Below are 23,053 nucleotides of genomic sequence, written 5' to 3'. Positions count from 1 at the left end.
ATGTCTGAATCTATGCGCGGCACAATAGGCAAGTTTGCCCTGTTGTCCATGACATTTGCGGCGGTTTTCAACGTTCGCAACATTGTAAACAACAACATTGAGTTGGGCCTAAGCTCGGCACCTATTTTCCTGTTAGCTACAGTCGTTTACTTCATCCCTTTCGTATTTATCATCGCTGAGTTTGTATCTGCAAACAAAAACTCTGAATCTGGCATGTACGATTGGCTCAAAAAGCCACTAGGCACCAAATCTGCCTATTTAGGTTCTTTCCTTTACTGGTTTGTGAACCTATTTTGGTTTGTCTCCCTGCTTCCTAATGTTATTGCTTACGCGTCTTACGCGATGTTGGGTTACGAGTACACTTTCTCGCCACTAGTCACCTCTATTATTTCTATCGCACTGTTTGCGGCCGCTACTCACATCTCAACAAAAGGCGCGAGCTGGCTGGGTAAAATCGCTGAAATCGTTGCTTATGGTGTGTTTGCGTTATTTGCAGTTTACGTTCTCGGTGCATTGATGGCGCTGAGTGGTGACCACACGCCTGCAGAGCCAATTACACTGCAAGCCATGACACCAACCGTAAACTGGGCAACACTGGGCATTATGTGTTGGATTTTCCAAGCAGCAGGCGGGGCAGAAACCGCAGCGGCGTACCTTAACGATGTCAAAGGTGGTCACAAATCCTTTATCAAGGTCATCATCGTCGCAGGTGTTGTGATTGGTGGCATGTACGCTGTAGGCTCATTATTAGTTAACGTTTTTGTCGCCCGCGAAAACCTGACCTACGCTGGCGGGATGGTAGAAATCTTTAGAGGAATGGCACAGTACTTCAACATCTCAGAAACTTTGGTCGGTCGTTTCGTTGGTATTGTTCTCTTTATCGCTATGTTCGGCTCAATGATGATGTGGACCGCGGCACCAGTAAAAATCCACTTCTCGGAAATTCCAAAAGGAGTCTACGGCGAGAAAACCACAGAACTCAACGAACACGGCGTTCCTGTGCGTGCAGCTTGGTGGCAATTTGCCTTTGTCTTCGTGATGTTGGTTATCAACGGTTTTGGTTCAGAATCAGTACAAGACATGATGAACACCGCGATCAACCTCACCGCAGGTACCGCGATGCTGCCACCAATCTTTATCATGGTCGCTTACTTCGTATTCCGCCTCAAACATGACGACACGCCACGCGACTTCCGCATGGGCTCTCGAAAATTCGGAATGGGCGTGGTTTCAGTACTGATTGCTATCTTCGTGATTAGTATGACAGCGTCGGCCTTCCCAACTGGAGTGGATTTAGTCAGAGCGTTCTTTATCAACGTCTTTATGACTGCTGTTTTCTCTGGTCTTGCTTGGTGGTGGATTTCCCGCTTTGAAAGAAAGCAAGCTGATAAATCTCGCCTCGAGGAGCAGCTGGAAAGTAAGCCGATTACTCAGTCTTAATTTGGCTACCACACAATAATGAAAAGGCACGAGTTGGTTACTTGTGCCTTTTGAGTATCCGTAAACTATAGATTTATTCCGCGGAGTCGACAGCATTGTCGTTCTTTAGCTCAAAATAAAGCACTGACAATTTTTCAATACTCTCTGGTATCGACTCTAACGGCGCATTTCCATAACCTAACACAACCGAACCGCAACGACGCTTGTGGTTGATAGGTTCATAATAATTCATCGGTCGCACCACGATATTATGAGATAGGGCGAGACCGGAAAATTGATGCTCATCGACGTCACTTTGCCACTGAACAGTAATGTGCAGCCCAGCTCCTTGGGAAACAACTTGCCACTCACTTCCAAAACGCTCAGTAATGCATTGCTTCATCAGGTGGTATTTTTGCTCATATCGACGGCGCATTTTGCGTATATGACGAACCAACATACCTTCATCAATGAACTCAGCTAACGCGGCTTGTGTGTGCGATGGTGTGTCACCAGAAAGCGCGTCTTTTATTTCTAGACAGACTTTAACTAAACCTTCCGGAACCACCATATAGCCAATTCGCAATGCATTAAACATTACTTTGCTCATTGAGCCGATATACACCATATGGTTAGCATTACCACTCTCTGCAGCCAACCCTTGCATACTTCGTAGCGGACGACTATCAAACTGGAACTCACTGTCATAGTCATCCTCAATAATCCAACTTTGGTTTTCTTGAGCCCAGCTGATTAACTGTAAACGTTGCTCCGTCTGAATAGAGCTACCCATTGGATATTGATTGCTTGGCGTTAAGTAAACACCTAGTGCTTTTTGGTTGATTATATGTTCGGTATTCAATCCATGCTCAGCTGTCACGTCGACAAATCCATAATCCATCTTGAAGGTATCGAGCACCTTGACGACCTGACGGTAACCGGGGAACTCAACCAACAGCTTGTCGTTGTTTCCCAAGCTATTGATTGCCAGCAAAGCGATAGCTATAGATTGCTGAGCTCCAGAGGTAATAATGATTTGGTTTGGATTACACACAACAGAGCGACTGCTGGTTAAATAACGATGCAACGCTTCACGTAGTGGTAGATACCCTTGTAGATCTTGGTTTCCCAGTAGAGAGATTCGGGTGCTATGACGTTGTAATAAGCGGTTCCATTGGGCTGTAGGAAACAGCGCTAATTCAGCGACACCAGGTGAAAATAAACCACTTTTAGGCGTGTTATCAACGCCCAACGCAATTTCATTCTTGCCTTCGGGCGCGTTGAGATATTGGTCGGGCAGGCTTAAAGAAACAAAAAAGCCGCTATGCGGCTTCGATACTAGATAACCTTCCGCTACTAACTGATCATAGGTTTGAATAATGGTATTGCGACTGACCTTAAGTTGGTTCGCCATCGTACGAGTGGAAGGCAATTTGGCGCCCGATACCCAACGTCCATTGAGGATCCTTGAGCGTATTTGGCTAAAGAGATTGTGCTGAAGCGTGACACCGGATTTTGCCAATGAGATGTCGCTGATATCAATAACATTCAAACTGGATCCACCATTTTTATCTACTTGGACCTAACTAGAGTACCAAATATTATTTACTTTGGCGTTAACCGCAATCGAATGGAGAACGCCAGTGCTTTCAAACACGACAAGAACACAGATTAAGAAAGGCAGACATAAAGCCGTCTTCGACCCACAAGCACTCTATGACATTATTGATGAGTCATTAATTGCTCATGTCGCCATCAATGATGACAACGGTCCTATCGTGATTCCTATGCTGGCATGGCGATTGGACAATAAAGTCTATATACACGGCGCCAAGAACAGTCGTTTGCTTCGTACGCTCAAAGCGGGACAAAAAACCTGCTTAACGTTTACCCTGTTTGATGGCTGGGTATTGGCCCGCTCCGCTTTCCATCATAGTGCGCACTATCGAAGTGCAGTCGTCTTTGGTCAGTTTGAAAACATTGAAGAAAATAAAGAGAAAGACCGAGTGTTAAACCACTTTGTTGAGCATATTGCACCAGGTAGAACTGAAGAAGTTCGCCTCAGCAATGATAAAGAGCTCACCGCAACGGACGTGCTTGCTATTGAACTCAACGAAGCTTCGGTGAAAATTGGCCGTCATGGAGTCAATGACGACAAAGAGGATCTCGATCTAAAAGCGTGGGCAGGCATTCTACCCTACCGCACCGTTATAGGACCGCTTGAGCCTTGCGATGATCTCCATTCTAGTATCGAAACACCTGATTATTCGAGTGCATACAAGAATCGTTGGCACGAGCAGTAGGCTATTTAACAATTGTTGTTAAGCCGTCAATAAATGGTCGCTTCCAATGCTAAGAGGTGGCCATCACTCCGATTAGCACTCCCATCGCAACCGCTAACAAACCGATGAAATAGAAACTCCAGCAGAGGGTCAGTCTGCGTATTGCTTTCGCCTCTAGAAGATCTTTAACCATCGAAACACACTCGGTAGGTAACAATCGCAACGGCACCGACTAAAATCAGTAGAAACACCATTAACTCTATTAACCATTCTTTGTCATTCCAACCAAGAAACTCAACCTCACTCTCATTTAATTCAAAATTGAGGTCATCACAACCTTCATCTAACTCACACATAGCCACTCCTGCTCATCACGTTACAGATGAATACTACTCAGAGATAGGCGTTCAATATATCAAGTAATATCTAAATATCGTTCAGATAAACTTAACTTTACGCGCGAGAAAATGAGAGAAAAAAACGGCTCCTAATTGGGAACCGTTGAGATTGGAAAAGTGCGTCTACACCATGTGTCAATCAAGACTTAAATCGTTGATTCAAGTTAATTACAAGCTTAAGGTACCAATGCACTTAAGTGCTTTGATAGACCCACTTTATTAGATTCCCTCATTTGCAGCAAAATAGAACCTATCAGTCTTCAAGATGGTTGGCCCAAGACCAACCACATTACAAACAGAAGACAAAAGCCGACTAAATAGATGAATCCAAGCTTAGTCAGTAAATTAAGCCCATACGTAACCCTAAATGTTGAGTTTAGCTCTGTTGAATTTAAAACACGATAATTGAGCCACGCAAATACAGGAGTCATCAAAAACGCCGCAATCATAGTAAAATGCAGCATGTCTTTGAGTGAACCGATGGAAGTAACAACAATAACTCCTGCGCCCGTTGACACAAATAGAATCCAGAAAATGTAATAGGTCGAATAATCATCACTTTTGGCGGACACTAACAAACTGAAAGATTCTGATAAAACTCTTCCATACCCATCGAGTATCGTAATAGCACTACCGTAAATACAGAGAAATGCGATGAGTGCGATAATATATTTGGACCAATCACCAGTAACTGAGCTATATAGGTTTACAAGTTGATGCGTGAAACCAACGCTTCCTTGAATCATTTGGTCTTCTGAACCATTGAACACTAAAGCTCCAAGCGACAAAAACACCAGTGCCAAAACAATAGTTGATATATAACCAACGTGGAAGTCGGTCTTAATCGTGTGAGGCTCCACATCTTGGTGTTGTACTTTTTTCTTCAACCACATTGACGTCAGCGTTGAGATTTCTATAGGGGCGGGCATCCATCCCATGGTGATAATTAAAAATCCAATAGCCCCGATAGTCCAAGGAGAATCTCTCATTACAACTGAGCTGCTTAGTGAGTATTTCTGAAAGGCTAAAGTGACTGCGAATACAGTAGTCAACGTTAAAATCAACATTGTCATTTTGGACAGAAAATCTAGTGCTTTGTACTTTCCGGTTATCAAAACAATGCAAGTCACTATTAGTACGCCCAAAAACAACTGTACTTTACTTGCTGCGAAAGGGAAAAAATATTCTAGTAAGCTTGCGCTAAACATCATCAATGCAGCAGTGTTGATAAAACTAGATATCAACATAAAGATAAAAAACATCAGAAGATGCCTTCGACCTAACTCAAAATAACCCTCAACCAAGCTCTTTCCCGAGCTTGCTGTGAACTGCGTCCCAGCATAAATGAACGGGTATTTAAACAAGTTAACCAAAAGTATTAAGCCCGCCAACTGCCATCCGTAGAGCGCTCCAGCCTGAGTTGATGCCACGAGATGCGAACCGCCGACTGCAGCTGATGCCATCAAGATTCCCGGCCCAAGTCCTCGAAAGAAAGTAAAGTATGATCTGTTCAACATCTGTAAATACACGCGTCAACTATCCTATTGAATAGAGTAGTATAAATACGCCAAATGCTGATCATATTGCATGAAACAAAGAAAGCCGCATTTATGCGGCTTAGGGATTCAACAAGTGATTAGACTTCCACTGTATTTGCGGGGCAAACTGTCTTGTTCGTCGTAATGGTATGTCCCGACTCAGTTTGGCATATTGTACCCGGTCCGTCACCGGCACTTACCGATGCTGAAAATAGAATTACTGATACCATTGTGATTAGTGTTTTCATCGTACTTTCTCCTTGCGGCTGATTATTTTAGTTTTGTAGTGTTGGTTGGACATTGCTCTAGGTGTACCGTAATAGAGTGCCCAGTATCTGTTGTGCAGACTGTCCCAGGACCATCTCCTGCGAAACTAGCTGTCGAGAATAAGATTACAAGTGATGTCAAAATTAGTTTCATGTTACTTTCTCCAATATTTATCATTTCTATTGAGTTTCTATTTATTGTTGCGATGTTCTAGGTGCATCGCTGCTACCTTGACTAATTAAGAAACTAGACCAAGAATTTTCAGACCATCAGCGACGCCAGACAAAATCATTTGCATAGCAAGAGCAGTTAGTAATATTCCCGCAATTTTCGCAATAATCTGAATAATTTCCACACCGATAAAATCCATGACACGTTTGATATTCAGCATTACCAACAAGTTTAGAAGTGCAATAGCAACAATAATAACTACCAGCATCAACTCACCTGATAAAGATGCCATATCAGCTGAAATTGTAGTAATAGCAACCAGAGCTTGAGGAGTAGCCATAAATGGCATAGCTAAAGGAGATATTGCTATACTTTTACTTGGTTTTACGTTATCGCCACTATCACCTTTATCATCGCCCATTACCATTTGGATTGCGTACAAAAATAGTATTATCCCACCTGCAATATTCAGTGATGCAGTATCAATATGGAATAGACTGAGTAAAACACTACCACCTAAGACAAAAAATACACATATACTAGCAGCGACTAAAACTGTTTTAATTGCTACGGCTTTCTGCTCTTCCTTTGTCATACTAACGGCATATTTTGAAAATACGATTGATACTTTCATTGGTCCCATTGTTGCTAACAGTAATGTGACGATATCTAATGTACCCATTGTGTAACTCCAGTTATTTGAATAGACAGTTAGTGTCGAGCTTTAGGATAAATTTGATTTCTTAGTTTTGTTGTGTCGCTCAACATGAGTATAGATTAGCAACTAACCAAAAAAGTTACAGATCACATTTTGAGAGTAGTAATCCCAAAAATGAAATCGATCATAACTCTATGACTTGCAGTATCCTGAGATGTACTAACCTTAAAGGAAACAACAGATATAAGGAGAAGCGATGAAAGCACAACTTGATGATTACTATGTTTTTTGCCAAGTCGCCAAATTTGGTAGTATGAAGGTCGCTAGTGAGCGTATTAACCTTCCTCTCTCTACCGTCAGTCGACGTATAGTTTCATTAGAAGAGTCTCTAGGATTACAACTTTTCGTTCGCAGCAAGAATAAACTGACATTATCTAACGAAGGCGAAAAGTACTTTAAGAGTTTGAATGAGCATATAGAAGGCATGTTAAATGCTGTGGATGAACTAAACAGTAAGCCTGGTTCAATTACAGGACGTGTTGTAATATCAACCACCAAGGTTTTCTACTTCCGATATATACATGACGCCATTTCAACATTACTACACGACAATCCTGGTCTAACGGTTGAATTAAAGAATGCTCACTCAGCAACAAATCTAGGCGAAGATATTGATATCGCAATAGTAAATGGTCCACTACCAGAAAGCAGTTATATTGCAAGAAAACTCATTGATGTCGAACTGAACTTTGTGTCAACTGAGCAGTTTTATAATGAGAATAAAAATAATATAGACAATGGATTATTTGATTCCGTTCCATATATAGCGACTTTTTCACATCCAAGTTTACCCGTAGAGAACATTAATACAAAAGAACTAGTCAAAGTTAATCCTAGCAGCCGATTTATTGGAATGGATATAGAAATGGTATTAAAAGCAGTCAGTGACTCCTTAGGCTATGCAATACTCCCTTATTATCATAGTGACAACCACTACTCTAGCAGTGATTTAATTACTATTTTTTCCGACTACAAACTAAAGCCTGTTTCTTTCTCTATTTTATATAGAAGTAGAAACCTCCAATCCGTAGCACAACGAGCAGTAATAGACTCCATTCTTCAATCATTCAATAAATAATCCGTTAATCCCAGAAATGGGATTACCTCTCTCAAAATTTGCCCTATATTAAATTCTAAACAACAAATAATATTACCTCCAACAACAAGAACTGAAACAATATCAGAACGAGGTAAATCATGAAACAAGTAACTTTATCAACATACGTCCTTACTCGCCTAAAAGAGCTTAATACCAATCACATTTTTGGTATTCCTGGTGATTACGTTCTCCCATTCTTTGATGAAATTCTAGATGGTGACCATGGTGTAAAACACATCATGCCAAGAAACGAGCTTAATGGTACTTATGCTGCTGATGGTTATGCTAAACAAAATGGATTTGGTGCGATGGCAGTAACTTTTGGTGTAGGTTCATTAAGCTGTACCAATGCGGTAGCCGGCGCATATGCGGATGACACACCTATTGTTGTTATCTCTGGTACACCTACTGTCGACGTTTTGAATACTCCGACAGAACGTCGCTATCACCATGTAATCGAAAATGATTTCAATACCAACATTAAAGTATTTGAACACATTACGGTGGCTAGCCACCGTGTAGAGAAAATCGAAACCGCTGCTTTTGAAATTGATAATATGCTTCGCAAAGCTATGCAGTACAAAAAGCCTATTTATTTAGAGATTCCGTACGATCTTCAAACCATGCTGGTCGATGTACCAAGCAAACCATTAGATCTGATGCTAAATCAGTCGTCTAGCGCTAATCTAAATGAGGCACTGGACGTGGTTTCTAAGATTTTACACAATTCGAAAACTCGCAGCGTTGTTACCGGTCATTTGATCCAACGCGAAGGGTTGGTTAAGCAAGGAGTTGAGCTAGTCGACCAATTGAATGCCGCAGTAGCGACAACGTTTACATGTAAGATGGGCGACTTTGAAGAGCACCCTAACAGTATCGGAATTTACATGGGCGAAGTAAGTGAAGACTACACAAAAGAAATGGTCGATGGCGCAGACGTATCCATCGGTCTTGGGGTTACCTTCAATGAATTTGATACTGGCGTTTTCTCAACTAAAATGGGTAAAAACCAGAACGTAATTTGGCTTCGTAAAGATTATGTTGAAGTCAACGGCAAGCGTTACGATCATGTTTTCCTTCGAGAGTTTTTGCCGGCATTACTTGATGCAGTTAAAGACATTCAACCTGGTGAGATCGCGCTTCAGAATCGACGTAAATTCGCATTCGAACTCGCTGACCGCTTTGAACCAACTGGCGATGCACTGACTATCGACCGTCTATTTGTTCAGTTCTCAAACTACCTAGAAAAAGGTGATATGTTGTACGGTGATACAGGTGGCTTCATCAACAGTTCTCAAGCTGAGTTTCCAGCAGACGTTATCATGCATGGCTGTGGAAACTGGGGCTCACTAGGTGCAGGGTTTGGTATGTATGTAGGTGCTAACTTTGCCAATGAAGCCAACAATCGTCGCTCAATTTCCATACAAGGGGAAGGGGCATTTACTATGAGCGCTCAAGACCTTGCTACACTTATCGAACACAAGAAAGACTTAGCACTATTTATTTTGGATAATGCTGGCTATGGTGCAGAACGTGCTATCCACCCGGGAAAAGAACGTTCTTATAACGATATCGCAGTATGGAAATATGAGAAGCTAGGAGAGGCACTAGGTGGAACGGAAGGAGAAGATGTGCATAGTTTCGTTGCTCATACCGAGAAAGACATGGCTGAGATTTTTGCTCACTTAAAAGAGCCAAAAGGCATCAATATTGTTCGAATCATGCTAGACCCAAATGATTCTGCAACCTTCAATCTGCGCTTTAGCCAACTACTACAACACTAAGCGCGAGAAACTTTCATGCAAAGTGAAAGGAGTCAGGTCTAACCTGACTCTTTTAATTTTAACTTACCTAAGAAAATCTCGAGCCTCCACCATGCACTAGCCGCATCTATATCGCTCATAGTCTCTCGTTCAATTTGTTGACCCAATTCATTCTCAAGCAACTCTATAGATTCCTGCCATTTCTCAGAAGATGAACGACTCATTCCAAGCCGGATAATCGCCGCTTGTGCCTTGTTGTTGATCGCTCCCAACTCTTCTAACCTCATTCCCTCTAATAACACTAAAAGCTTGTAAAAATCAGTTCTAGCTGTCTGATCCTTAATCAACATCGGGTAAAGGGCATAAACTTGTTGAGATACATACTCAGATGATAAACGCCCCTTCTCTACTTTTCTGAATAATCGTTTAATATCTGCTAACACTGCTTTGTTGTCAGTCCGTATAGGAATCAAGCGATAAGCGAGTAGAACACCCACAACCGCTGTCAAATTCGCAATAGCTGTATTGGTGTAGGAGATAAAGTCCATTGATGGCAGGTTAGTGAGAGGGATATAGTTTGCCCAGAAAATAAGTAATAACATGCAAACCAGTTTGAAGGGCGTTCGTGAAACCATAAAGTGGTAACTCACAAGGAGCAGGAAAACGAAGACCATTGAAAAAAACAAGCCTGGTGCACCAAGAGGTGCATTTACAAAAGTAACGATATACCCAAAAAGAATTGCAATGGGTTGTGCTTTTAAAATAGCAATGTTCCCCATATTGGCATTTGGTATTGTCGCCATCATCGAACAAACTATTCCAACTAGTAGCAGCGCGTTCATACCGCTAGTCCATTGAAGCTCTATCCACATATATGAAAAAACCAGCATCACAACGAGTGCTCTAATCATGTTTCGTAGCATATTGGGGACATCGATATAACTCGTCAGCTTAATCGTTCTCGGCGGAGTTAAGGTTGAATTTTGTCTGCATTCCAATTGAAGCCAAATGATATCTTTGATAAATATCAACAACTGACTATTGATAATTTGTGCTTTATTTCCCCCTTCTACCTTTAGTTTATCAACTATTGATCCTGCATCAGCGTCTGGTTGAGCCGCATCACGAATAGCGCTCATAAGAGAGTCTAACGTTTGAGTTCGACCATCATGTTTTAACAGTGATACCAGCTTTAATGTGCTAAAAGCGATGGAGACACAGTGGACTAAAGAGAGTTTTTCTATCGGCTGTTTGACAGGATTGCCACTTGAGGCAATTAAAGACTCCATCGGTAGCTGCTTGTTTTGCGCTACTAGGCCTAGGAATTTTGTTAAAGCTGTATGAGAAGCACCTGAGCTCTGTGATTGAATCAAAGCTTCAACTAGCTTCATTGTAGCCGTTTTTATCTCATCCAGACGCTCTGTATCATCACCAGCAGGAATGATGAAGCACACCACTTGAGTCACTCCTACACCAAGTAAGATACCAATGGTTCTAGACTGCGTCACATCAAAAGCATGAAAGAGATCGGGAGATACCGTAATCGGAAAACCAACGACTGAGGCCGTCATCCCCGCCATTGCAAACAAATACGCATAGTTTGTGTCATATAGGCTGGCTAATCCCACACATAATACTATCCAAATAATCATGAGCGTGTTAAATAGCCATGGATCAACTAGAGCTGAGGAAGCAATAAAGAGCACGTATCCACAACCTAGTAATGTCCCTACAACTCGCGTCAATGATTTGAGTAGGCTCGCACCTTGGCTATTAGACATCAGCATCATAATGATGGTGACCATCGCAGCGCTGCTTGATTCGACATTAAGCCTTAGACACAACAACCAAGTTATAATAACACTCAACGATACAGACAGCGCAAAAGCCATTGCCTTTTTATCTTGCCAATAACTCATTTATGGCTGGACCCTAACTGTGACAGTGGTGCCCGCAATAAGCCTGACCTCCTCGACAACATCTGAGCTAATGCTAATTCGGACAGGTACTCTTTGGCCCAATCTAACCCACGGGATTGTGGGCTGGACATTCGGGATTAATCCAGACTGATCAGAGCTTTGATCAACAATCGCTCGCCCAATACTATCGATTTCCCCTACAACTTCATCCGAAGAAGTGTACGGGTAAATCATCACTTTCTGACCTTTCTTGATGTGTTTTACTTTTGCTTCATTAAAATAACCGAGCACGTAGTATGAATCAGCTTCAACAAGAGCAACAAAGGTTTCACCCACATTAATATAGTTTCCGACGCGCTGCTTCAAATTAGTGACAAAACCATCTTTAGGCGCCAGCACCTTTGTTCTCGTTAGGTTTAGTTTTGCCTGTGCTAGGTCGGCCTCCACTTTTGCTACTGTTGATTGCTGAGCTTCAACTTCCAGCTTTTCATTAAGCACTTGTTTCTCAGACACAAGTTTTTTGGGTAGCAAAGATCTGTTACGCTCATAGTTATTCTTGGCCTGCTTCAGTGTTGCTTTCGCTTGTGCAAGCTCAGCTTCTATCTCATTTAAGTGGTTAACATAGTCGGTCTCCTCAATGTCGAATAGCGGGCTGCCCTTAGATACATAGTCATTGTCCATAACATGAATGGCTACAATTTCTCCGGAAACTTTAGGCGCAATCTGAGAGATTTCAGCTCTTACTCTGGCATCTCTCGTCCAAGGATCATTCATATAGAGTGACCAAACTTCATTTCCCATAAATGCAGCCGTCACAATAAGAACCATTGGGAGTATAAATCTGACCATAAATCACCCCATTTTAGCTTGGAGGAAAAAGTAGAAAATCACTATGAAGATGGATAGTTCACAGATAGCTGGATGCCACACGTTCCATCGATACAGTAAAGGTAAGTATGCCATCCGAGCGAAAAGCCAAACACCAATACTCACCAGCAGAAGCTGAAAAAACGCGGGCAGGTAATAAGCATCAAATAAAATGATGTCCTTCATTGGTAATCCTTTGGAATTGCGTTACTTTTAGGCTAGTAGAGTGCTATAAGTATTTCCAACTAAATACGATAACCTCGATAGGTTTACTAATCCCATTTCGCGACAAACTACAAATTGTTGCAATTTGAAACGGAGCGTTTTGCAGAAAATTGATGTCAAACACCTCTATTTTTTATTTCGATGCTATTGTTCGTTCGTTGTAAGTTTTTAAAGATAAATCATGCCAAACAAGTCTAAAATCGCCAGTTTTGAATGCGCCAGAGTTCTAGCATTAATCGCCGTCATTTCCATCCACTGCCAACTTTTTATGGATTATGGTTTTGTTAACGGTGAGCCTTGGCTTAACTACATCACCAATCAACTTGCTCGATTTGCCGTTCCGTTGTTTTTCCTTATTGCTGGATATCTTATCTATCCCAAGCTAAACGAAAAGCCATATCAAACCACCAAGGCTTACACTTTGCCTTTGATGCTCATTTGGGTGATTTGGAGCGCGATTTATTTAGTATTGCCTTTCAATTTAGCCGTAGTGGCCGAACATGGTTATTTAGCTGAGCGTCAAGGTTATTGGAACTACTTGCTACAAAGTCCGCTCAACTCACTGTTTGAAGGCGGATTAGTACACTTGTGGTTTATTCCATCGCTTGCGTTAGCGGTTTTAATGATTGCATGGTTTGTAGACAATAAGTGCCGATCACTTCTACTGCCATTCGCCGCCATCTTCTACGTTCATGGCTTAATGGCGGGCAGTTACTTGAACATTACCGAAATCGAAACACCGATCTTTAGTCGAAATGGGCCATTTTTTAGCTTTTTGATGGTCGCAATAGGATTTGAAGTAAGACGTAGAGAGTGGTCAATAACCTCGACACAAGCGGTGGTGCTTGCGTTGTTTGGCATGTTGCTGCACTTCTTTGAAGCGTTTTATCTCAACTCTCTTGGGCAAGTGTTCAACATGAATGACTTCCTACTTGGCACCGTTTTTTGGTCGACTGGCATTTTCTTCTGGCTTCTGAATCATCCAAACTTGGGGAACCATAAAGTCTGGCATGACCTGGCGAAGTGGGTACTTCCTATTTATGTGGTACACCTGCTCGTCACTATCTACATGAATAATATTGCGGGAATGTTGGGCGCAACCCAGTGGACACGTGATCTCATTGTGTTCTTTGGAACGCTATTTGGCTCGTACCTGTTAGTTATCTTGTTAGAAAAAACACCACTTGCATTTAAAAAGCTAAGAGGTCTGCCTAAACCAATTACGCCAAGCTCTTGTGAACCTCGATAAGACCTGTTAGAAAGTGTCCAATTTCAATGATTGGACACTGCAATGAGCCACCCATCTCATCTAGAACTTCTTCTTAATACTCGTCGCTCTGTTCGTAAATACGACCAGAGCGCGACCTTTGACCACAATGCCGTTAAAAAGGCCCTTGAACACGCCACGCTAAGCCCGAACAGTAGCAACATGCAGATGTGGGCCTTCCACCGTGTGATCAGCGAAGACAAACGTGCTGCATTGAGTGAAATCTGCATGGGGCAAAATGCCGCTAAAACCGCAAACGAATTGGTTGTGGTGACGGTGACACCAAACAAATGGAAGCAGCGCGCCAAGATGAATGCTGACATTGTCCGCAGCAACTTTAACGGCCGCGAAGATGAGACCTCAAAGCGAGCATTTAAGTATTACGACAAACTGATCCCAATGGTTTATAACAATGATTCGCTTGGCATCCGTGGGATAGTGCGCAAAATATACAGCTTCTGGCTTGGCAGAAACAAACCGATGGTGCGTGAAGTCAGTAAGGAAGACGTTAGAGTCTGTTTACATAAGAGTGCAGCTCTTGCCTCTATGACCTTTATGTTGTCAATGCGCGAGCAGGGCTATGACACTTGCCCGATGGAAGGCTTTGACTCGGTAAGAGCAAAACAACTTCTCGGCTTAGGTGACAATGATGAAATTACCATGATCATCAGTTGTGGTGTCCGTACCGACGAAGGTATTTACGGCGAGCGTCACCGCGTTCCCAACGAAGAGGTGATTTTTAGTCACTAAATGGGGTAAAGGCTCATACTTAAAACTGATAGTATTTAGCTATCAATATAATACTTACAATCGATTTAACCTAAGTTGTTATTACTCATATACTGGCCTCAACGAAACAAGATTCCACTCTGATTCAAAGAGGACAGTATTATGAAAAACACTAATTTTATCGGTCTAGACCAAGCAGCTTCTGACTCTATTGCGATTGAACTTAATCAGCTACTCGCTAACTATCAGGTGTTGTACATGAACACTCGTGGTTATCATTGGAATATTAAAGGTGAACAGTTCTTCGAATTGCACGCTAAGTTCGAGGAAATCTACACGGACTTACAAACTAAGATCGATGAGCTTGCTGAGCGTATTCTGACTATTGGTCATACTCCAGACCATGGCTTTAGTCGCTATCTAGAGCTAAGTGCAATTGAAGAGCACCAAAATGCCTTTCGTGGTAAAGAGTGTGTCTCTGGTCTAGTGAATGGTTTCTCAGTGCTTATCAATAAACAGCGTGAAATCCTAGAGCAAGCTGGCGAAGCGAGTGACGAGGGTACTGCAGCATTGATGGGCGACTATATTCGCGAGCAAGAGAAACTACTCTGGATGTTGAATGCCTATCTTCAATAATTCGACCGCAACAAAAAAGGCGCTTAAGCGCCTTTTTTGTTATCAATCTGTCTGCGAGTTTAGCGTGATATTCCCTGAATATCGATATTGACCATCTGGCCAAAGATGGGTTGGATAATGATAGTCTCTAGACTCCATTAAAGAAACTAAGTCTGGCAATAAATGCCTCAACTCTTTGCGACTTTTGACTCGCATTTCATCACTTTGCAAATCAGCACTGGACCCTAAATACGCCGCAGTTGCCAAGTAAAAGAACTCAACGGTTTTGCACGCATCATCACACGTTGGGTCATCATAACTGTACAATCCCTTTTGCTCGGCTAGCTGCCATTGCTTATACAGCGCACTTTGTTTTGCCTTTTTGTCGCTAAATACCGCTGGTAAATACGGCTGCCAACCCGCATTGACTATTAAATGATGTATCTCTTCTTGCGACGCATCTCGCCCAAACGTCGGTGCAGTTTCATCGGCGGATAAATCTTGCCCTAACATATGATCAAAGTAGGGCTCGAGCTTTTCAAATGCGTCATCACTAAAGCCCGATTGGCTCATCAACAAAGTAGCGTGATTATTCCGAAGCGGCTCAATGATATTAGGTTCATCAATCTGACCGTTTTGATCGTTGTCTAGCCATTGTGCGGTCACATTGGCGGCATGTTTTAGCTTATCTTGGGGTACTGACGAGGTGGCACAAATCGTAACCACGTCAAAGACTCGGGCTTTCTGGGTAAAGAAATCACCCGGGCACCCAGCAACTGGCGATTCGACAGAAGAAAACTCTCCCGCACTAGATAATGTACTGAAAAATAATAGTAAACCTATACAACGTTTCATCCCTGTTCCTCACGCGTTGCTCATTTCTGATCCTCATTCTAATAACAGCGATAAAGACTTACTGTATTAACAGGTCATTAATTGTCAGTGTGAGCCATTATTCCATTGCCTTAACAAATTAAATAGGTAACAATTATATTGTATACAACTTAATTTTAAGGATATCGATATGATCAAGCTTCACCATCTCAATCACTCTCGTTCAAAACGAATTATTTGGCTGCTAGAAGAGCTTGGTCTCGATTATGAAGTAGTACCATATCAGCGTGACTCAGTTACGTTTCTTGCACCGCCAGAGCTGAAGTCGGTACACCCACTTGGCAAATCTCCAGTGATCGAATTAGACGGCCAAATCATCACAGAATCCGGTGCTATTACTGAATATCTTATCGAGCGATTTGGCGCAGACCAATTGGCACCAGCTCGTCAAAGCCCTATCTACGCCGATTATCTGACTTGGCTACACTTTGCAGAAAGTTCTGCGATGCTTCCGCTACTTCTGAAAGTGTTTCTTGCAAAAGAGCCTGCAGAAACCGCCTTCCTATCAAGCTATGCAGATATGGAACAAAACAAAGTATTAGATTTTTTGAATCAAAAACTTGAAGGTAAACGCTATCTGATTGAGGATCGTTTGACTGGTGCAGACATCATGATGTCGTTTGTGGTAGATGTTGTCACCAATTTAGGCGTCATTAGCCAATACGCTAACATTCAACGCTACTCTGAACAGCTCGAACAAAACCCAAACTACCAAAAGGCTATGGAAGTAGAGCAAGCGAATAATCGTTAAGTTTAACGCTAAAAATAAGCGGCTGTAGAAAAGAAAAAACCGTCACTCCCAACTATGAAAAGAGTGACGGCTAAGTGCTGAAACCAATCTGGATAAGTGGCGATGGAGTCACTTATATAGATTGACCTCACCTCAGTGTCCGGTTTGTTGAGTGCTGAGTTCAACTCAACGGAGCTGAGAGGACGGTATAGCCAGTTCTTGTTTTAGAAACATCAAAGCCTTCATTGGTGAATATGAGCCTTTAAGGTTTCGTTGCCGGGTTCGCCCTGTTAGCTAATGAGATTCGAGCCTCATCGTTGCTTGTGTTATTTCTTGTCTTCTGGTTTGAACTCTTCGTCATCATCCACGGTCAGTGGTTTTCCATCTGGTCCAAAAATCGCAATCGCACTACCCAAACTCACTAGTCGCATCGCCAGTGATGGAGAAACTGCTTTCTGGACCCCTTTCTCTGCCAAGATTTCGCCTTCCCAAGCTCGGTCCATGTAGCGACCACTTTGTGTAAACTCAATAACTGTTCTCATGATCTTTCCTCCGGTTTTAGTATCTAGCTCGCGCAACGGTAAGTTCTACCGCTCGTAGTTGAGCCAGTGCTTTTGCTAGTTCGAGCTGTGCCTGAGCAAAATTAACGTCGTCGGTATACTTGTTAATGTTCTCTTCGGCTGCGCGGCGCGCCGCTTCCGCTCGAGCTTTATCAATATCTTTGCCGTGTAATGCCGTATCTGCGAGTACGGTAACCACGTCAGGCTGTACTTCTACCAAGCCGCCCGATACATACAAGATCTGCTCTGGTTGCTTGAGATCACCAAGGATTCTTGCAACACCTGGCTTGATCTTGCTGATTAATGGGGAGTGGCCGGGACGAATCCCGAGCTCACCATCCGCTCCGGCAACGGCGATTGCATGAGCTGGCCCTGAATACAGCGTCCCTTCCGCACTCACCACATTGAGTTGAAAGGTTGTTTGTGAAACACCTATTGCCATCACGTCACCCCTTACAGTGTTTTCGCTTTCTCAAGCACTTCGTCGATAGAACCGCAGTACATAAATGCTTGTTCTGGGATATCGTCATATTGACCGTTAAGCAAACCTTGGAAGCCCGCAATAGTGTCTTTCAAAGGAACAAACACCCCTGGCTGTCCAGTAAATACCTCAGCTACGTGATACGGCTGCGTTAAGAAACGTTCTACCTTACGAGCTCGAGATACCAGTTGCTTGTCTTCTTCAGAAAGCTCATCCATACCCAAGATGGCGATGATGTCTTTGAGTTCTTTATAACGTTGCAGCGTTTTTTGTACCGCTTGCGCTGTGTCGTAGTGCTCTTGACCAATTATTTGCGGATCAAGCTGGCGAGACGTTGAGTCTAGCGGGTCGATAGCAGGATAAAGGCCAAGTGCTGCAATGTTACGTGACAGTACAACCGTGGCGTCCAAGTGAGCAAACGTCGTTGCTGGCGATGGATCCGTTAAGTCATCCGCTGGTACGTACACCGCTTGAATCGAGGTAATCGAACCATTCTTGGTAGAGGTAATACGTTCTTGTAGTACACCCATCTCTTCCGCCAGCGTTGGCTGATAACCTACTGCTGATGGCATACGACCTAGAAGCGCTGATACCTCCGTACCCGCCAAGGTGTAACGATAAATGTTATCCACGAATAGCAGTACATCACGACCTTCATCACGGAAGCGTTCCGCCATGGTTAAGCCTGTCAAAGCAACACGAAGACGGTTACCCGGTGGCTCGTTCATCTGACCATAAACCATGGCCACTTTGTCTAGAACACCTGCTTCTTTCATCTCGTAATAGAAGTCGTTACCTTCACGAGTACGCTCACCAACACCTGTGAACACCGAAAGCCCTGAGTGCGCTTTCGCGATGTTGTTGATAAGTTCCATCATGTTGACGGTCTTACCTACACCAGCGCCTCCGAACAGACCGATTTTACCGCCCTTAGCAAATGGACAAATCAAGTCGATAACTTTCACGCCAGTCTCAAGTAGTTCAGTACTGTTTGACTGATCTTCGTAGCTAGGCGCTGGACGGTGAATCTCATACGACGCTTGTTCGCCAATTGGACCACACTCATCGATAGGTTGGCCTAGAACGTTCATAATACGCCCTAGTGTTTCCTCACCTACAGGTACGGTAATTGGACTACCTGTAGTTTCTACTTGCAGACCACGTCTTAGGCCATCGGATGAGCCCATTGCGATACAGCGAACCACACCGCCACCAAGTTGTTGTTGTACTTCTAAAACAAGTGAGCTGTTTTCATCACCTACGACTTTTAGAGCGTCGTATACTCGCGGACCGCTGTTTTGTTCGAACTCTACGTCGACAACGGCACCGATGACTTTGACAATTTTGCCAATACTCATAATCTTACCTCTGAATCCTGTTACACCGCTTGAGCGCCGGCGGTAATCTCACTCAACTCTTGAGTGATCGCTGCCTGACGTGCTTTGTTGAACACGAGTTGCAAGTCATCAATTAACTGACCTGCATTGTCCGTTGCGGCTCTCATCGCAACCATTCGCGCTGCTTGTTCACAAGCAATGCTCTCTACCACACCTTGATACACAAGAGACTCAACGTAGCGCAGCATCAAATGGTCCAAGATATCTCTTGGTGCTTGCTCGTAGATGTAGTCCCAACGTGTCTCTTTTTCCGCTTCTTCTTGCTTAGGAAACGGTAACAGCTGCATCACGGTAGGTTGTTGCGTCATGGTGTTTACAAATTGGCTATAAACCAGAAATAGTCGGTCTATCTGCCCTTCTGCGTAATGCTCCATCATGGCGTGGACAGTACCCAGTAGCTCTTCGAGCTTTGGGTGGTCTCCCAAACCTGAGGTTTGAGCAATGACACGCCCTGATGATTGAAAAAAGCTGATTGCTTTTGAACCAATCAATGTGGTGTCAACTTCGACACCTTGCTCCTGCCAGCTTTGCATTTCAGACAAAACTTTTCGGAACAAGTTGGTATTTAAACCGCCACATAAGCCTCGGTCTGAAGAGATAATGATGTAAGCAACCCGCTTAACTTCTCTCTCTTGCAGATACGGATGGCTATATTCCAACGTACCGCCAGACACGTGACTGATTACTTTTTTCATGTTGTCTGCATAAGGTCGAGACGCTTCCATATTGTCTTGAACCTTACGCATTTTGCTTGCCGCCACCATCTCCATCGCACTGGTGATTTTCTGAGTACTTTGAATACTCGCAATCTTGGTGCGTATCTCTTTGGTATTTGCCATTACTGACTCCTACTTGGTTGATGGTTAATATTGCAGCGCAGAAAACTCTTCTAGCAGCGTATAAAGCTTGCCTTCGATTTCCTTGTTGTAATCACCAGTTTTGTTGATCTCTTCGAGTAGATCAGCTTGAGTCTGTTTGGCAAAAGCCACCAAACCATCTTCAAACTCCGCGAGCTTGTTCAGTGCCACATCTTCCAAGAAACCCTTTTCGGCTGCGAAGATGACTAATGCTTGATTCGCAACAGACATTGGTGCGTACTGCTTTTGCTTCATGAGTTCAGTCACTTTTTCACCGTGGTCAAGCTGCTTACGAGTCGCTTCATCTAAGTCAGATGAGAACTGCGCGAAGGCAGCTAGCTCGCGGTACTGAGCCAATGCGGTACGAATACCTCCAGAGAGCTTCTTGATGATCTTGGTTTGTGCTGCACCACCTACACGCGATACTGAGATACCAGGGTCCACAGCAGGGCGTAAGCCAGAGTTAAACAACTGAGTCTGCAAGAAGATTTGACCATCGGTAATTGAGATAACGTTAGTCGGTACAAACGCAGATACGTCACCCGCTTGTGTTTCGATGATCGGTAATGCGGTTAACGAGCCAGTACGACCTTTAACTTCACCATTAGTAAAACGCTCTACATAACCCTCATTAACTCGAGCTGCGCGCTCTAGAAGACGTGAGTGAAGATAGAAAACATCACCTGGGAACGCTTCACGACCCGGTGGGCGTTTTAGTAGTAGTGAGATTTGACGGTAAGCAACAGCTTGTTTAGACAGGTCATCGTAGATGATCAATGCATCTTCGCCGCGGTCACGGAAATATTCACCCATGGTGCAGCCTGAATATGGTGCCAGGTATTGTAATGCAGCAGATTCTGATGCTGACGCCACCACAATAATGGTGTTTGCTAGTGCGCCATGCTCCTCTAGCTTACGAACCACGTTAGCAATCGTTGAGGCTTTTTGGCCAATCGCGACATAAATACATTTAACGCCAGTGTCACGTTGGTTGATGATGGCATCGATAGCCATCGCCGTCTTACCTGTTTGACGGTCACCGATAATCAGCTCACGCTGACCTCGACCGATTGGCACCATAGCATCAACCGCTTTGTAACCAGTTTGAATTGGCTCATCCACTGATTTACGGTCGATTACACCCGGTGCAATCACTTCTACAGGGTCAAAGCGTTCAGCTTTCACTTCGCCTTTGCCATCGATAGGCTGACCTAAAGTGTTCACCACACGGCCAAGCAGCGCAGGGCCAACTGGCACTTCTAAGATACGACCCGTACCACGGACCTTCATCCCTTCACAAAGGTCAGCATAAGGGCCCATCACTACCGCACCAACAGAGTGGCGTTCTAAGTTAAGCGCTAGGGCAAAACGGTTATCTGGTAACTCAATCATCTCACCTTGCATAGCATCCGCAAGACCGTGAATGGTGATAATACCGTCACTGACCGAAATGATGGTTCCTTCATTTCTCGCCTCACTCGCCATGTCAAAATTGGCGATGCGCTCTCTGATCAGTTCACTAATTTCATTTGAATTCAATTGCATCTCTTTCCCCTACTATGCGTGTAGGTTGACAGCAAGACGGTGTAACGATGAGTAAATACTTCCATCTAACACCTGCTCGCCCGCTTTAATCATCACTCCACCAACAAGGGATGGATCAATTTGCTGTTCTATCGTTACCGTTTTGCCAAACTTAGCTTCAAGCGCGTTCTTAATGTCCACCAATTGGTCTTGTTCCAATGGCTCTGCGGTGTAAACCAAAACTTCCATGGTTTTTTCATATTCCGCTTTCATTTCAAAGAACAGCTCAACAGTGGTTGCCAGTAGCTTGAGTCTCTTGTTTTCAGCCATAACACGTAAGAAGTTCTTAACGTATTGGCTAAGCCACTCATCACACGAGGTCAGTATCATATCGAGCAAGACTTGCTCTGAACTTTCTTCTTCAAGGTCTTCAATCACCTCGACGACCGCTGGCTGTGATACCACCATTTTTAAAAGCCCTAACGCTTGTCCCCACTCATCGAGCAGTGCCTCATCAAGGGCAAAGTCAAACGCAGCTTTGGCATAGGGTTGAGCAATTGAGGTAAAGTCATTCATCTGATTTACCCCTACATTTCGCTAATCATGTGCTCAACAAGCTCACGGTTACTCTTAGAATCAAGGTTTTTGCGAATCAGTTTGCTGGCACTTTCAATCACTAAATCTGCCATTTCAGATTTCAGCTCCTGACGAACCTTGCTCTTTTCGCTCTCTACCTCAGCTTTACCTTCAGCGATGATTTTCGCTTTCTCTTTTTGCGCTAGCTCTGCCGCTTCTTCCACTAATTGGTTTTGACGTTGCTGTCCTAACTCAATAATGGATTGTGCTTTTTCGCGCGCTTCCGCAACGATGCTCTCACCGTTTGCTTTTGCTAGTTCAAGTTCTTTTGCCGCGGCTGCAGTATTCTTAATACCAGTCGCGATTTCGTCTCGACGCTCGTCAAGCAGTGTTACCAATGGTGGCCACACATATTTCATGCAAAGCCAAACAAAGATAACGAAGGAGATTGCTTGACCCAGCATGGTTGCATTTAGGTTCATAACATCCTCACCAATGTTTACTTATTAAAAATCAATTAAGCCACTGCGAAGATGATGTAGAGGCCAATACCAACACCAATCATAGGAACCGCATCCACTAGACCCATCATGATGAAGAACTGAGTACGAAGCATCGGGGTTAAATCTGGTTGACGTGCCACACCCTCTAGGTATTTACCGGCAAGGTTACCGATACCTGCTGCCGCACCCGCCGCACCAAGACCAATTAGAAGTGCACCTGCTACATATAAAACAGCACTTACAATATCCATAAC

The 23,053-nt window shown here is 43.5% G+C and carries 25 protein-coding genes; 8 read left to right on the top strand and 17 right to left on the bottom strand.

What is annotated here, in order from left to right:
* Positions 1-1,440 carry an amino acid permease gene (locus tag VME0621_RS23775; protein WP_062461980.1) on the top strand — a complete coding sequence of 480 codons (1,440 nt, stop codon included), beginning with the start codon at positions 1-3 and terminating at the stop codon, positions 1,438-1,440.
* A gap of 73 nt (positions 1,441-1,513) precedes the next feature.
* On the opposite strand, the gene pdxR is transcribed toward VME0621_RS23775, so the two are convergent.
* Positions 1,514-2,971, bottom strand: coding sequence for a MocR-like pyridoxine biosynthesis transcription factor PdxR (gene pdxR / locus VME0621_RS23770; RefSeq protein ID WP_062461977.1), 1,458 nt, complete (start codon positions 2,969-2,971; stop codon positions 1,514-1,516).
* A 91-nt stretch (positions 2,972-3,062) separates the two neighbouring features.
* On the opposite strand from pdxR, the gene VME0621_RS23765 reads away from it, so the two are divergent.
* Positions 3,063-3,722, top strand: a complete 660-nt coding sequence (locus VME0621_RS23765) for a pyridoxamine 5'-phosphate oxidase family protein (protein ID WP_062461974.1) — start codon at positions 3,063-3,065, stop codon at positions 3,720-3,722.
* A 164-nt stretch (positions 3,723-3,886) separates the two neighbouring features.
* Here the strand turns inward: VME0621_RS23765 and VME0621_RS26855 are convergent, their stop codons facing one another.
* The 4 genes from VME0621_RS26855 to VME0621_RS23755 form a co-directional block, all read right to left on the bottom strand.
* Positions 3,887-4,057, bottom strand: coding sequence for a hypothetical protein (locus VME0621_RS26855; RefSeq protein WP_096442092.1), 171 nt, complete (start codon positions 4,055-4,057; stop codon positions 3,887-3,889).
* Positions 4,058-4,359: 302 nt separating this feature from the next.
* Complete coding sequence (locus tag VME0621_RS23760) at positions 4,360-5,562, bottom strand: NRAMP family divalent metal transporter (protein ID WP_231892999.1); 1,203 nt, start codon at positions 5,560-5,562, stop codon at positions 4,360-4,362.
* A 173-nt stretch (positions 5,563-5,735) separates the two neighbouring features.
* Positions 5,736-5,885 carry a hypothetical protein gene (locus tag VME0621_RS26730; RefSeq protein ID WP_156750288.1) on the bottom strand — a complete coding sequence of 50 codons (150 nt, stop codon included), beginning with the start codon at positions 5,883-5,885 and terminating at the stop codon, positions 5,736-5,738.
* Between the two features lie 257 nt (positions 5,886-6,142).
* Positions 6,143-6,757 carry a MarC family protein gene (locus VME0621_RS23755; protein WP_062461969.1) on the bottom strand — a complete coding sequence of 205 codons (615 nt, stop codon included), beginning with the start codon at positions 6,755-6,757 and terminating at the stop codon, positions 6,143-6,145.
* Positions 6,758-6,989: 232 nt separating this feature from the next.
* Here VME0621_RS23755 and VME0621_RS23750 point away from each other — a divergent pair, with 232 nt between their 5' ends.
* Both VME0621_RS23750 and VME0621_RS23745 read left to right on the top strand, forming a co-directional pair.
* Positions 6,990-7,871 (top strand): LysR family transcriptional regulator, encoded by an 882-nt coding sequence (locus VME0621_RS23750; protein WP_062461967.1) that lies wholly within the window; start codon positions 6,990-6,992, stop codon positions 7,869-7,871.
* Positions 7,872-7,990: 119 nt separating this feature from the next.
* Positions 7,991-9,676: a thiamine pyrophosphate-binding protein gene (locus VME0621_RS23745; protein ID WP_062461964.1), complete on the top strand. Its 1,686-nt coding sequence runs from the start codon at positions 7,991-7,993 to the stop codon at positions 9,674-9,676.
* A 38-nt stretch (positions 9,677-9,714) separates the two neighbouring features.
* Here the strand turns inward: VME0621_RS23745 and VME0621_RS23740 are convergent, their stop codons facing one another.
* The 3 genes from VME0621_RS23740 to VME0621_RS26950 are packed head-to-tail and all read right to left on the bottom strand — an operon-like array spanning position 9,715 to position 12,627.
* Entirely contained in the window at positions 9,715-11,547 is a 1,833-nt protein-coding gene (locus VME0621_RS23740) for an FUSC family protein (protein ID WP_231893001.1), read from the bottom strand.
* Between the two features lie 27 nt (positions 11,548-11,574).
* Positions 11,575-12,423 carry an efflux RND transporter periplasmic adaptor subunit gene (locus VME0621_RS23735; RefSeq protein WP_231892998.1) on the bottom strand — a complete coding sequence of 283 codons (849 nt, stop codon included), beginning with the start codon at positions 12,421-12,423 and terminating at the stop codon, positions 11,575-11,577.
* A gap of 3 nt (positions 12,424-12,426) precedes the next feature.
* Positions 12,427-12,627, bottom strand: a complete 201-nt coding sequence (locus VME0621_RS26950) for a hypothetical protein (RefSeq protein ID WP_231892997.1) — start codon at positions 12,625-12,627, stop codon at positions 12,427-12,429.
* Positions 12,628-12,847: 220 nt separating this feature from the next.
* On the opposite strand from VME0621_RS26950, the gene VME0621_RS23730 reads away from it, so the two are divergent.
* From VME0621_RS23730 to VME0621_RS23720, 3 genes are all read left to right on the top strand, one after another.
* A complete protein-coding gene (locus tag VME0621_RS23730) occupies positions 12,848-13,915 on the top strand; it encodes an acyltransferase (protein WP_062461958.1) in 1,068 nt (355 codons plus the stop codon).
* A gap of 42 nt (positions 13,916-13,957) precedes the next feature.
* On the top strand, positions 13,958-14,683 hold the full coding sequence (locus VME0621_RS23725) for a nitroreductase family protein (protein ID WP_062461955.1): 726 nt from the start codon (positions 13,958-13,960) through the stop codon (positions 14,681-14,683).
* A gap of 141 nt (positions 14,684-14,824) precedes the next feature.
* Positions 14,825-15,298: a Dps family protein gene (locus tag VME0621_RS23720; RefSeq protein WP_038230808.1), complete on the top strand. Its 474-nt coding sequence runs from the start codon at positions 14,825-14,827 to the stop codon at positions 15,296-15,298.
* Between the two features lie 42 nt (positions 15,299-15,340).
* Here the strand turns inward: VME0621_RS23720 and VME0621_RS23715 are convergent, their stop codons facing one another.
* On the bottom strand, positions 15,341-16,132 hold the full coding sequence (locus tag VME0621_RS23715) for a hypothetical protein (protein WP_062461953.1): 792 nt from the start codon (positions 16,130-16,132) through the stop codon (positions 15,341-15,343).
* A gap of 169 nt (positions 16,133-16,301) precedes the next feature.
* Between VME0621_RS23715 and VME0621_RS23710 the strand changes: the two genes are divergently transcribed.
* A complete protein-coding gene (locus tag VME0621_RS23710; RefSeq protein WP_062461950.1) occupies positions 16,302-16,922 on the top strand; it encodes a glutathione S-transferase family protein in 621 nt (206 codons plus the stop codon).
* A gap of 305 nt (positions 16,923-17,227) precedes the next feature.
* On the opposite strand, the gene VME0621_RS23705 is transcribed toward VME0621_RS23710, so the two are convergent.
* The 8 genes from VME0621_RS23705 to atpE are packed head-to-tail and all read right to left on the bottom strand — an operon-like array spanning position 17,228 to position 23,050.
* On the bottom strand, positions 17,228-17,443 hold the full coding sequence (locus VME0621_RS23705; protein WP_051868391.1) for a hypothetical protein: 216 nt from the start codon (positions 17,441-17,443) through the stop codon (positions 17,228-17,230).
* Positions 17,444-17,459: 16 nt separating this feature from the next.
* The gene (locus VME0621_RS23700) at positions 17,460-17,903 is read right to left on the bottom strand and encodes a F0F1 ATP synthase subunit epsilon (protein WP_006070145.1); all 444 of its coding nucleotides are present in this window, start codon (positions 17,901-17,903) and stop codon (positions 17,460-17,462) included.
* 11 nt (positions 17,904-17,914) lie between these two features.
* Positions 17,915-19,300, bottom strand: a complete 1,386-nt coding sequence (atpD, locus tag VME0621_RS23695; RefSeq protein WP_006070146.1) for a F0F1 ATP synthase subunit beta — start codon at positions 19,298-19,300, stop codon at positions 17,915-17,917.
* Positions 19,301-19,320: 20 nt separating this feature from the next.
* Positions 19,321-20,178 carry a F0F1 ATP synthase subunit gamma gene (gene atpG, locus VME0621_RS23690; RefSeq protein WP_031493101.1) on the bottom strand — a complete coding sequence of 286 codons (858 nt, stop codon included), beginning with the start codon at positions 20,176-20,178 and terminating at the stop codon, positions 19,321-19,323.
* A gap of 24 nt (positions 20,179-20,202) precedes the next feature.
* Positions 20,203-21,741, bottom strand: a complete 1,539-nt coding sequence (atpA, locus tag VME0621_RS23685) for a F0F1 ATP synthase subunit alpha (RefSeq protein ID WP_038230813.1) — start codon at positions 21,739-21,741, stop codon at positions 20,203-20,205.
* A gap of 12 nt (positions 21,742-21,753) precedes the next feature.
* Positions 21,754-22,296, bottom strand: a complete 543-nt coding sequence (locus VME0621_RS23680; protein WP_038230814.1) for a F0F1 ATP synthase subunit delta — start codon at positions 22,294-22,296, stop codon at positions 21,754-21,756.
* A gap of 11 nt (positions 22,297-22,307) precedes the next feature.
* Positions 22,308-22,778 carry a F0F1 ATP synthase subunit B gene (locus VME0621_RS23675; RefSeq protein WP_006070150.1) on the bottom strand — a complete coding sequence of 157 codons (471 nt, stop codon included), beginning with the start codon at positions 22,776-22,778 and terminating at the stop codon, positions 22,308-22,310.
* A 35-nt stretch (positions 22,779-22,813) separates the two neighbouring features.
* Positions 22,814-23,050: a F0F1 ATP synthase subunit C gene (gene atpE, locus VME0621_RS23670; protein WP_004727739.1), complete on the bottom strand. Its 237-nt coding sequence runs from the start codon at positions 23,048-23,050 to the stop codon at positions 22,814-22,816.
* Positions 23,051-23,053 lie beyond the last annotated feature (3 nt).

The organism is Vibrio mediterranei (assembly GCF_900088415.1).
GTDB lineage: Bacteria > Pseudomonadota > Gammaproteobacteria > Enterobacterales > Vibrionaceae > Vibrio > Vibrio mediterranei.
Note: the sequence above shows the minus strand (reverse complement) of the source record. Positions and strands in the feature narration are given on the sequence as shown.

What these genes read in the sequence shown, in the direction of transcription:
- VME0621_RS23775 (WP_062461980.1), top strand. Translation starts at nt 1, where the DNA reads ATGTCTGAATCTATGCGCGGCACAATAGGCAAGTTTGCCCTGTTGTCC.
- VME0621_RS26855 (WP_096442092.1), bottom strand. Translation starts at nt 4,057, where the DNA reads ATGTGTGAGTTAGATGAAGGTTGTGATGACCTCAATTTTGAATTAAAT.
- VME0621_RS23760 (WP_231892999.1), bottom strand. Translation starts at nt 5,562, where the DNA reads ATGGCATCAGCTGCAGTCGGCGGTTCGCATCTCGTGGCATCAACTCAG.
- VME0621_RS26730 (WP_156750288.1), bottom strand. Translation starts at nt 5,885, where the DNA reads ATGAAAACACTAATCACAATGGTATCAGTAATTCTATTTTCAGCATCG.
- VME0621_RS23755 (WP_062461969.1), bottom strand. Translation starts at nt 6,757, where the DNA reads ATGGGTACATTAGATATCGTCACATTACTGTTAGCAACAATGGGACCA.
- VME0621_RS23750 (WP_062461967.1), top strand. Translation starts at nt 6,990, where the DNA reads ATGAAAGCACAACTTGATGATTACTATGTTTTTTGCCAAGTCGCCAAA.
- VME0621_RS23745 (WP_062461964.1), top strand. Translation starts at nt 7,991, where the DNA reads ATGAAACAAGTAACTTTATCAACATACGTCCTTACTCGCCTAAAAGAG.
- VME0621_RS23740 (WP_231893001.1), bottom strand. Translation starts at nt 11,547, where the DNA reads ATGGCTTTTGCGCTGTCTGTATCGTTGAGTGTTATTATAACTTGGTTG.
- VME0621_RS23735 (WP_231892998.1), bottom strand. Translation starts at nt 12,423, where the DNA reads ATGGTCAGATTTATACTCCCAATGGTTCTTATTGTGACGGCTGCATTT.
- VME0621_RS26950 (WP_231892997.1), bottom strand. Translation starts at nt 12,627, where the DNA reads ATGAAGGACATCATTTTATTTGATGCTTATTACCTGCCCGCGTTTTTT.
- VME0621_RS23730 (WP_062461958.1), top strand. Translation starts at nt 12,848, where the DNA reads ATGCCAAACAAGTCTAAAATCGCCAGTTTTGAATGCGCCAGAGTTCTA.
- VME0621_RS23725 (WP_062461955.1), top strand. Translation starts at nt 13,958, where the DNA reads ATGAGCCACCCATCTCATCTAGAACTTCTTCTTAATACTCGTCGCTCT.
- VME0621_RS23720 (WP_038230808.1), top strand. Translation starts at nt 14,825, where the DNA reads ATGAAAAACACTAATTTTATCGGTCTAGACCAAGCAGCTTCTGACTCT.
- VME0621_RS23715 (WP_062461953.1), bottom strand. Translation starts at nt 16,132, where the DNA reads ATGAAACGTTGTATAGGTTTACTATTATTTTTCAGTACATTATCTAGT.
- VME0621_RS23710 (WP_062461950.1), top strand. Translation starts at nt 16,302, where the DNA reads ATGATCAAGCTTCACCATCTCAATCACTCTCGTTCAAAACGAATTATT.
- VME0621_RS23705 (WP_051868391.1), bottom strand. Translation starts at nt 17,443, where the DNA reads ATGAGAACAGTTATTGAGTTTACACAAAGTGGTCGCTACATGGACCGA.
- VME0621_RS23700 (WP_006070145.1), bottom strand. Translation starts at nt 17,903, where the DNA reads ATGGCAATAGGTGTTTCACAAACAACCTTTCAACTCAATGTGGTGAGT.
- atpD (WP_006070146.1), bottom strand. Translation starts at nt 19,300, where the DNA reads ATGAGTATTGGCAAAATTGTCAAAGTCATCGGTGCCGTTGTCGACGTA.
- atpG (WP_031493101.1), bottom strand. Translation starts at nt 20,178, where the DNA reads ATGGCAAATACCAAAGAGATACGCACCAAGATTGCGAGTATTCAAAGT.
- atpA (WP_038230813.1), bottom strand. Translation starts at nt 21,741, where the DNA reads ATGCAATTGAATTCAAATGAAATTAGTGAACTGATCAGAGAGCGCATC.
- VME0621_RS23680 (WP_038230814.1), bottom strand. Translation starts at nt 22,296, where the DNA reads ATGAATGACTTTACCTCAATTGCTCAACCCTATGCCAAAGCTGCGTTT.
- VME0621_RS23675 (WP_006070150.1), bottom strand. Translation starts at nt 22,778, where the DNA reads ATGAACCTAAATGCAACCATGCTGGGTCAAGCAATCTCCTTCGTTATC.
- atpE (WP_004727739.1), bottom strand. Translation starts at nt 23,050, where the DNA reads ATGGATATTGTAAGTGCTGTTTTATATGTAGCAGGTGCACTTCTAATT.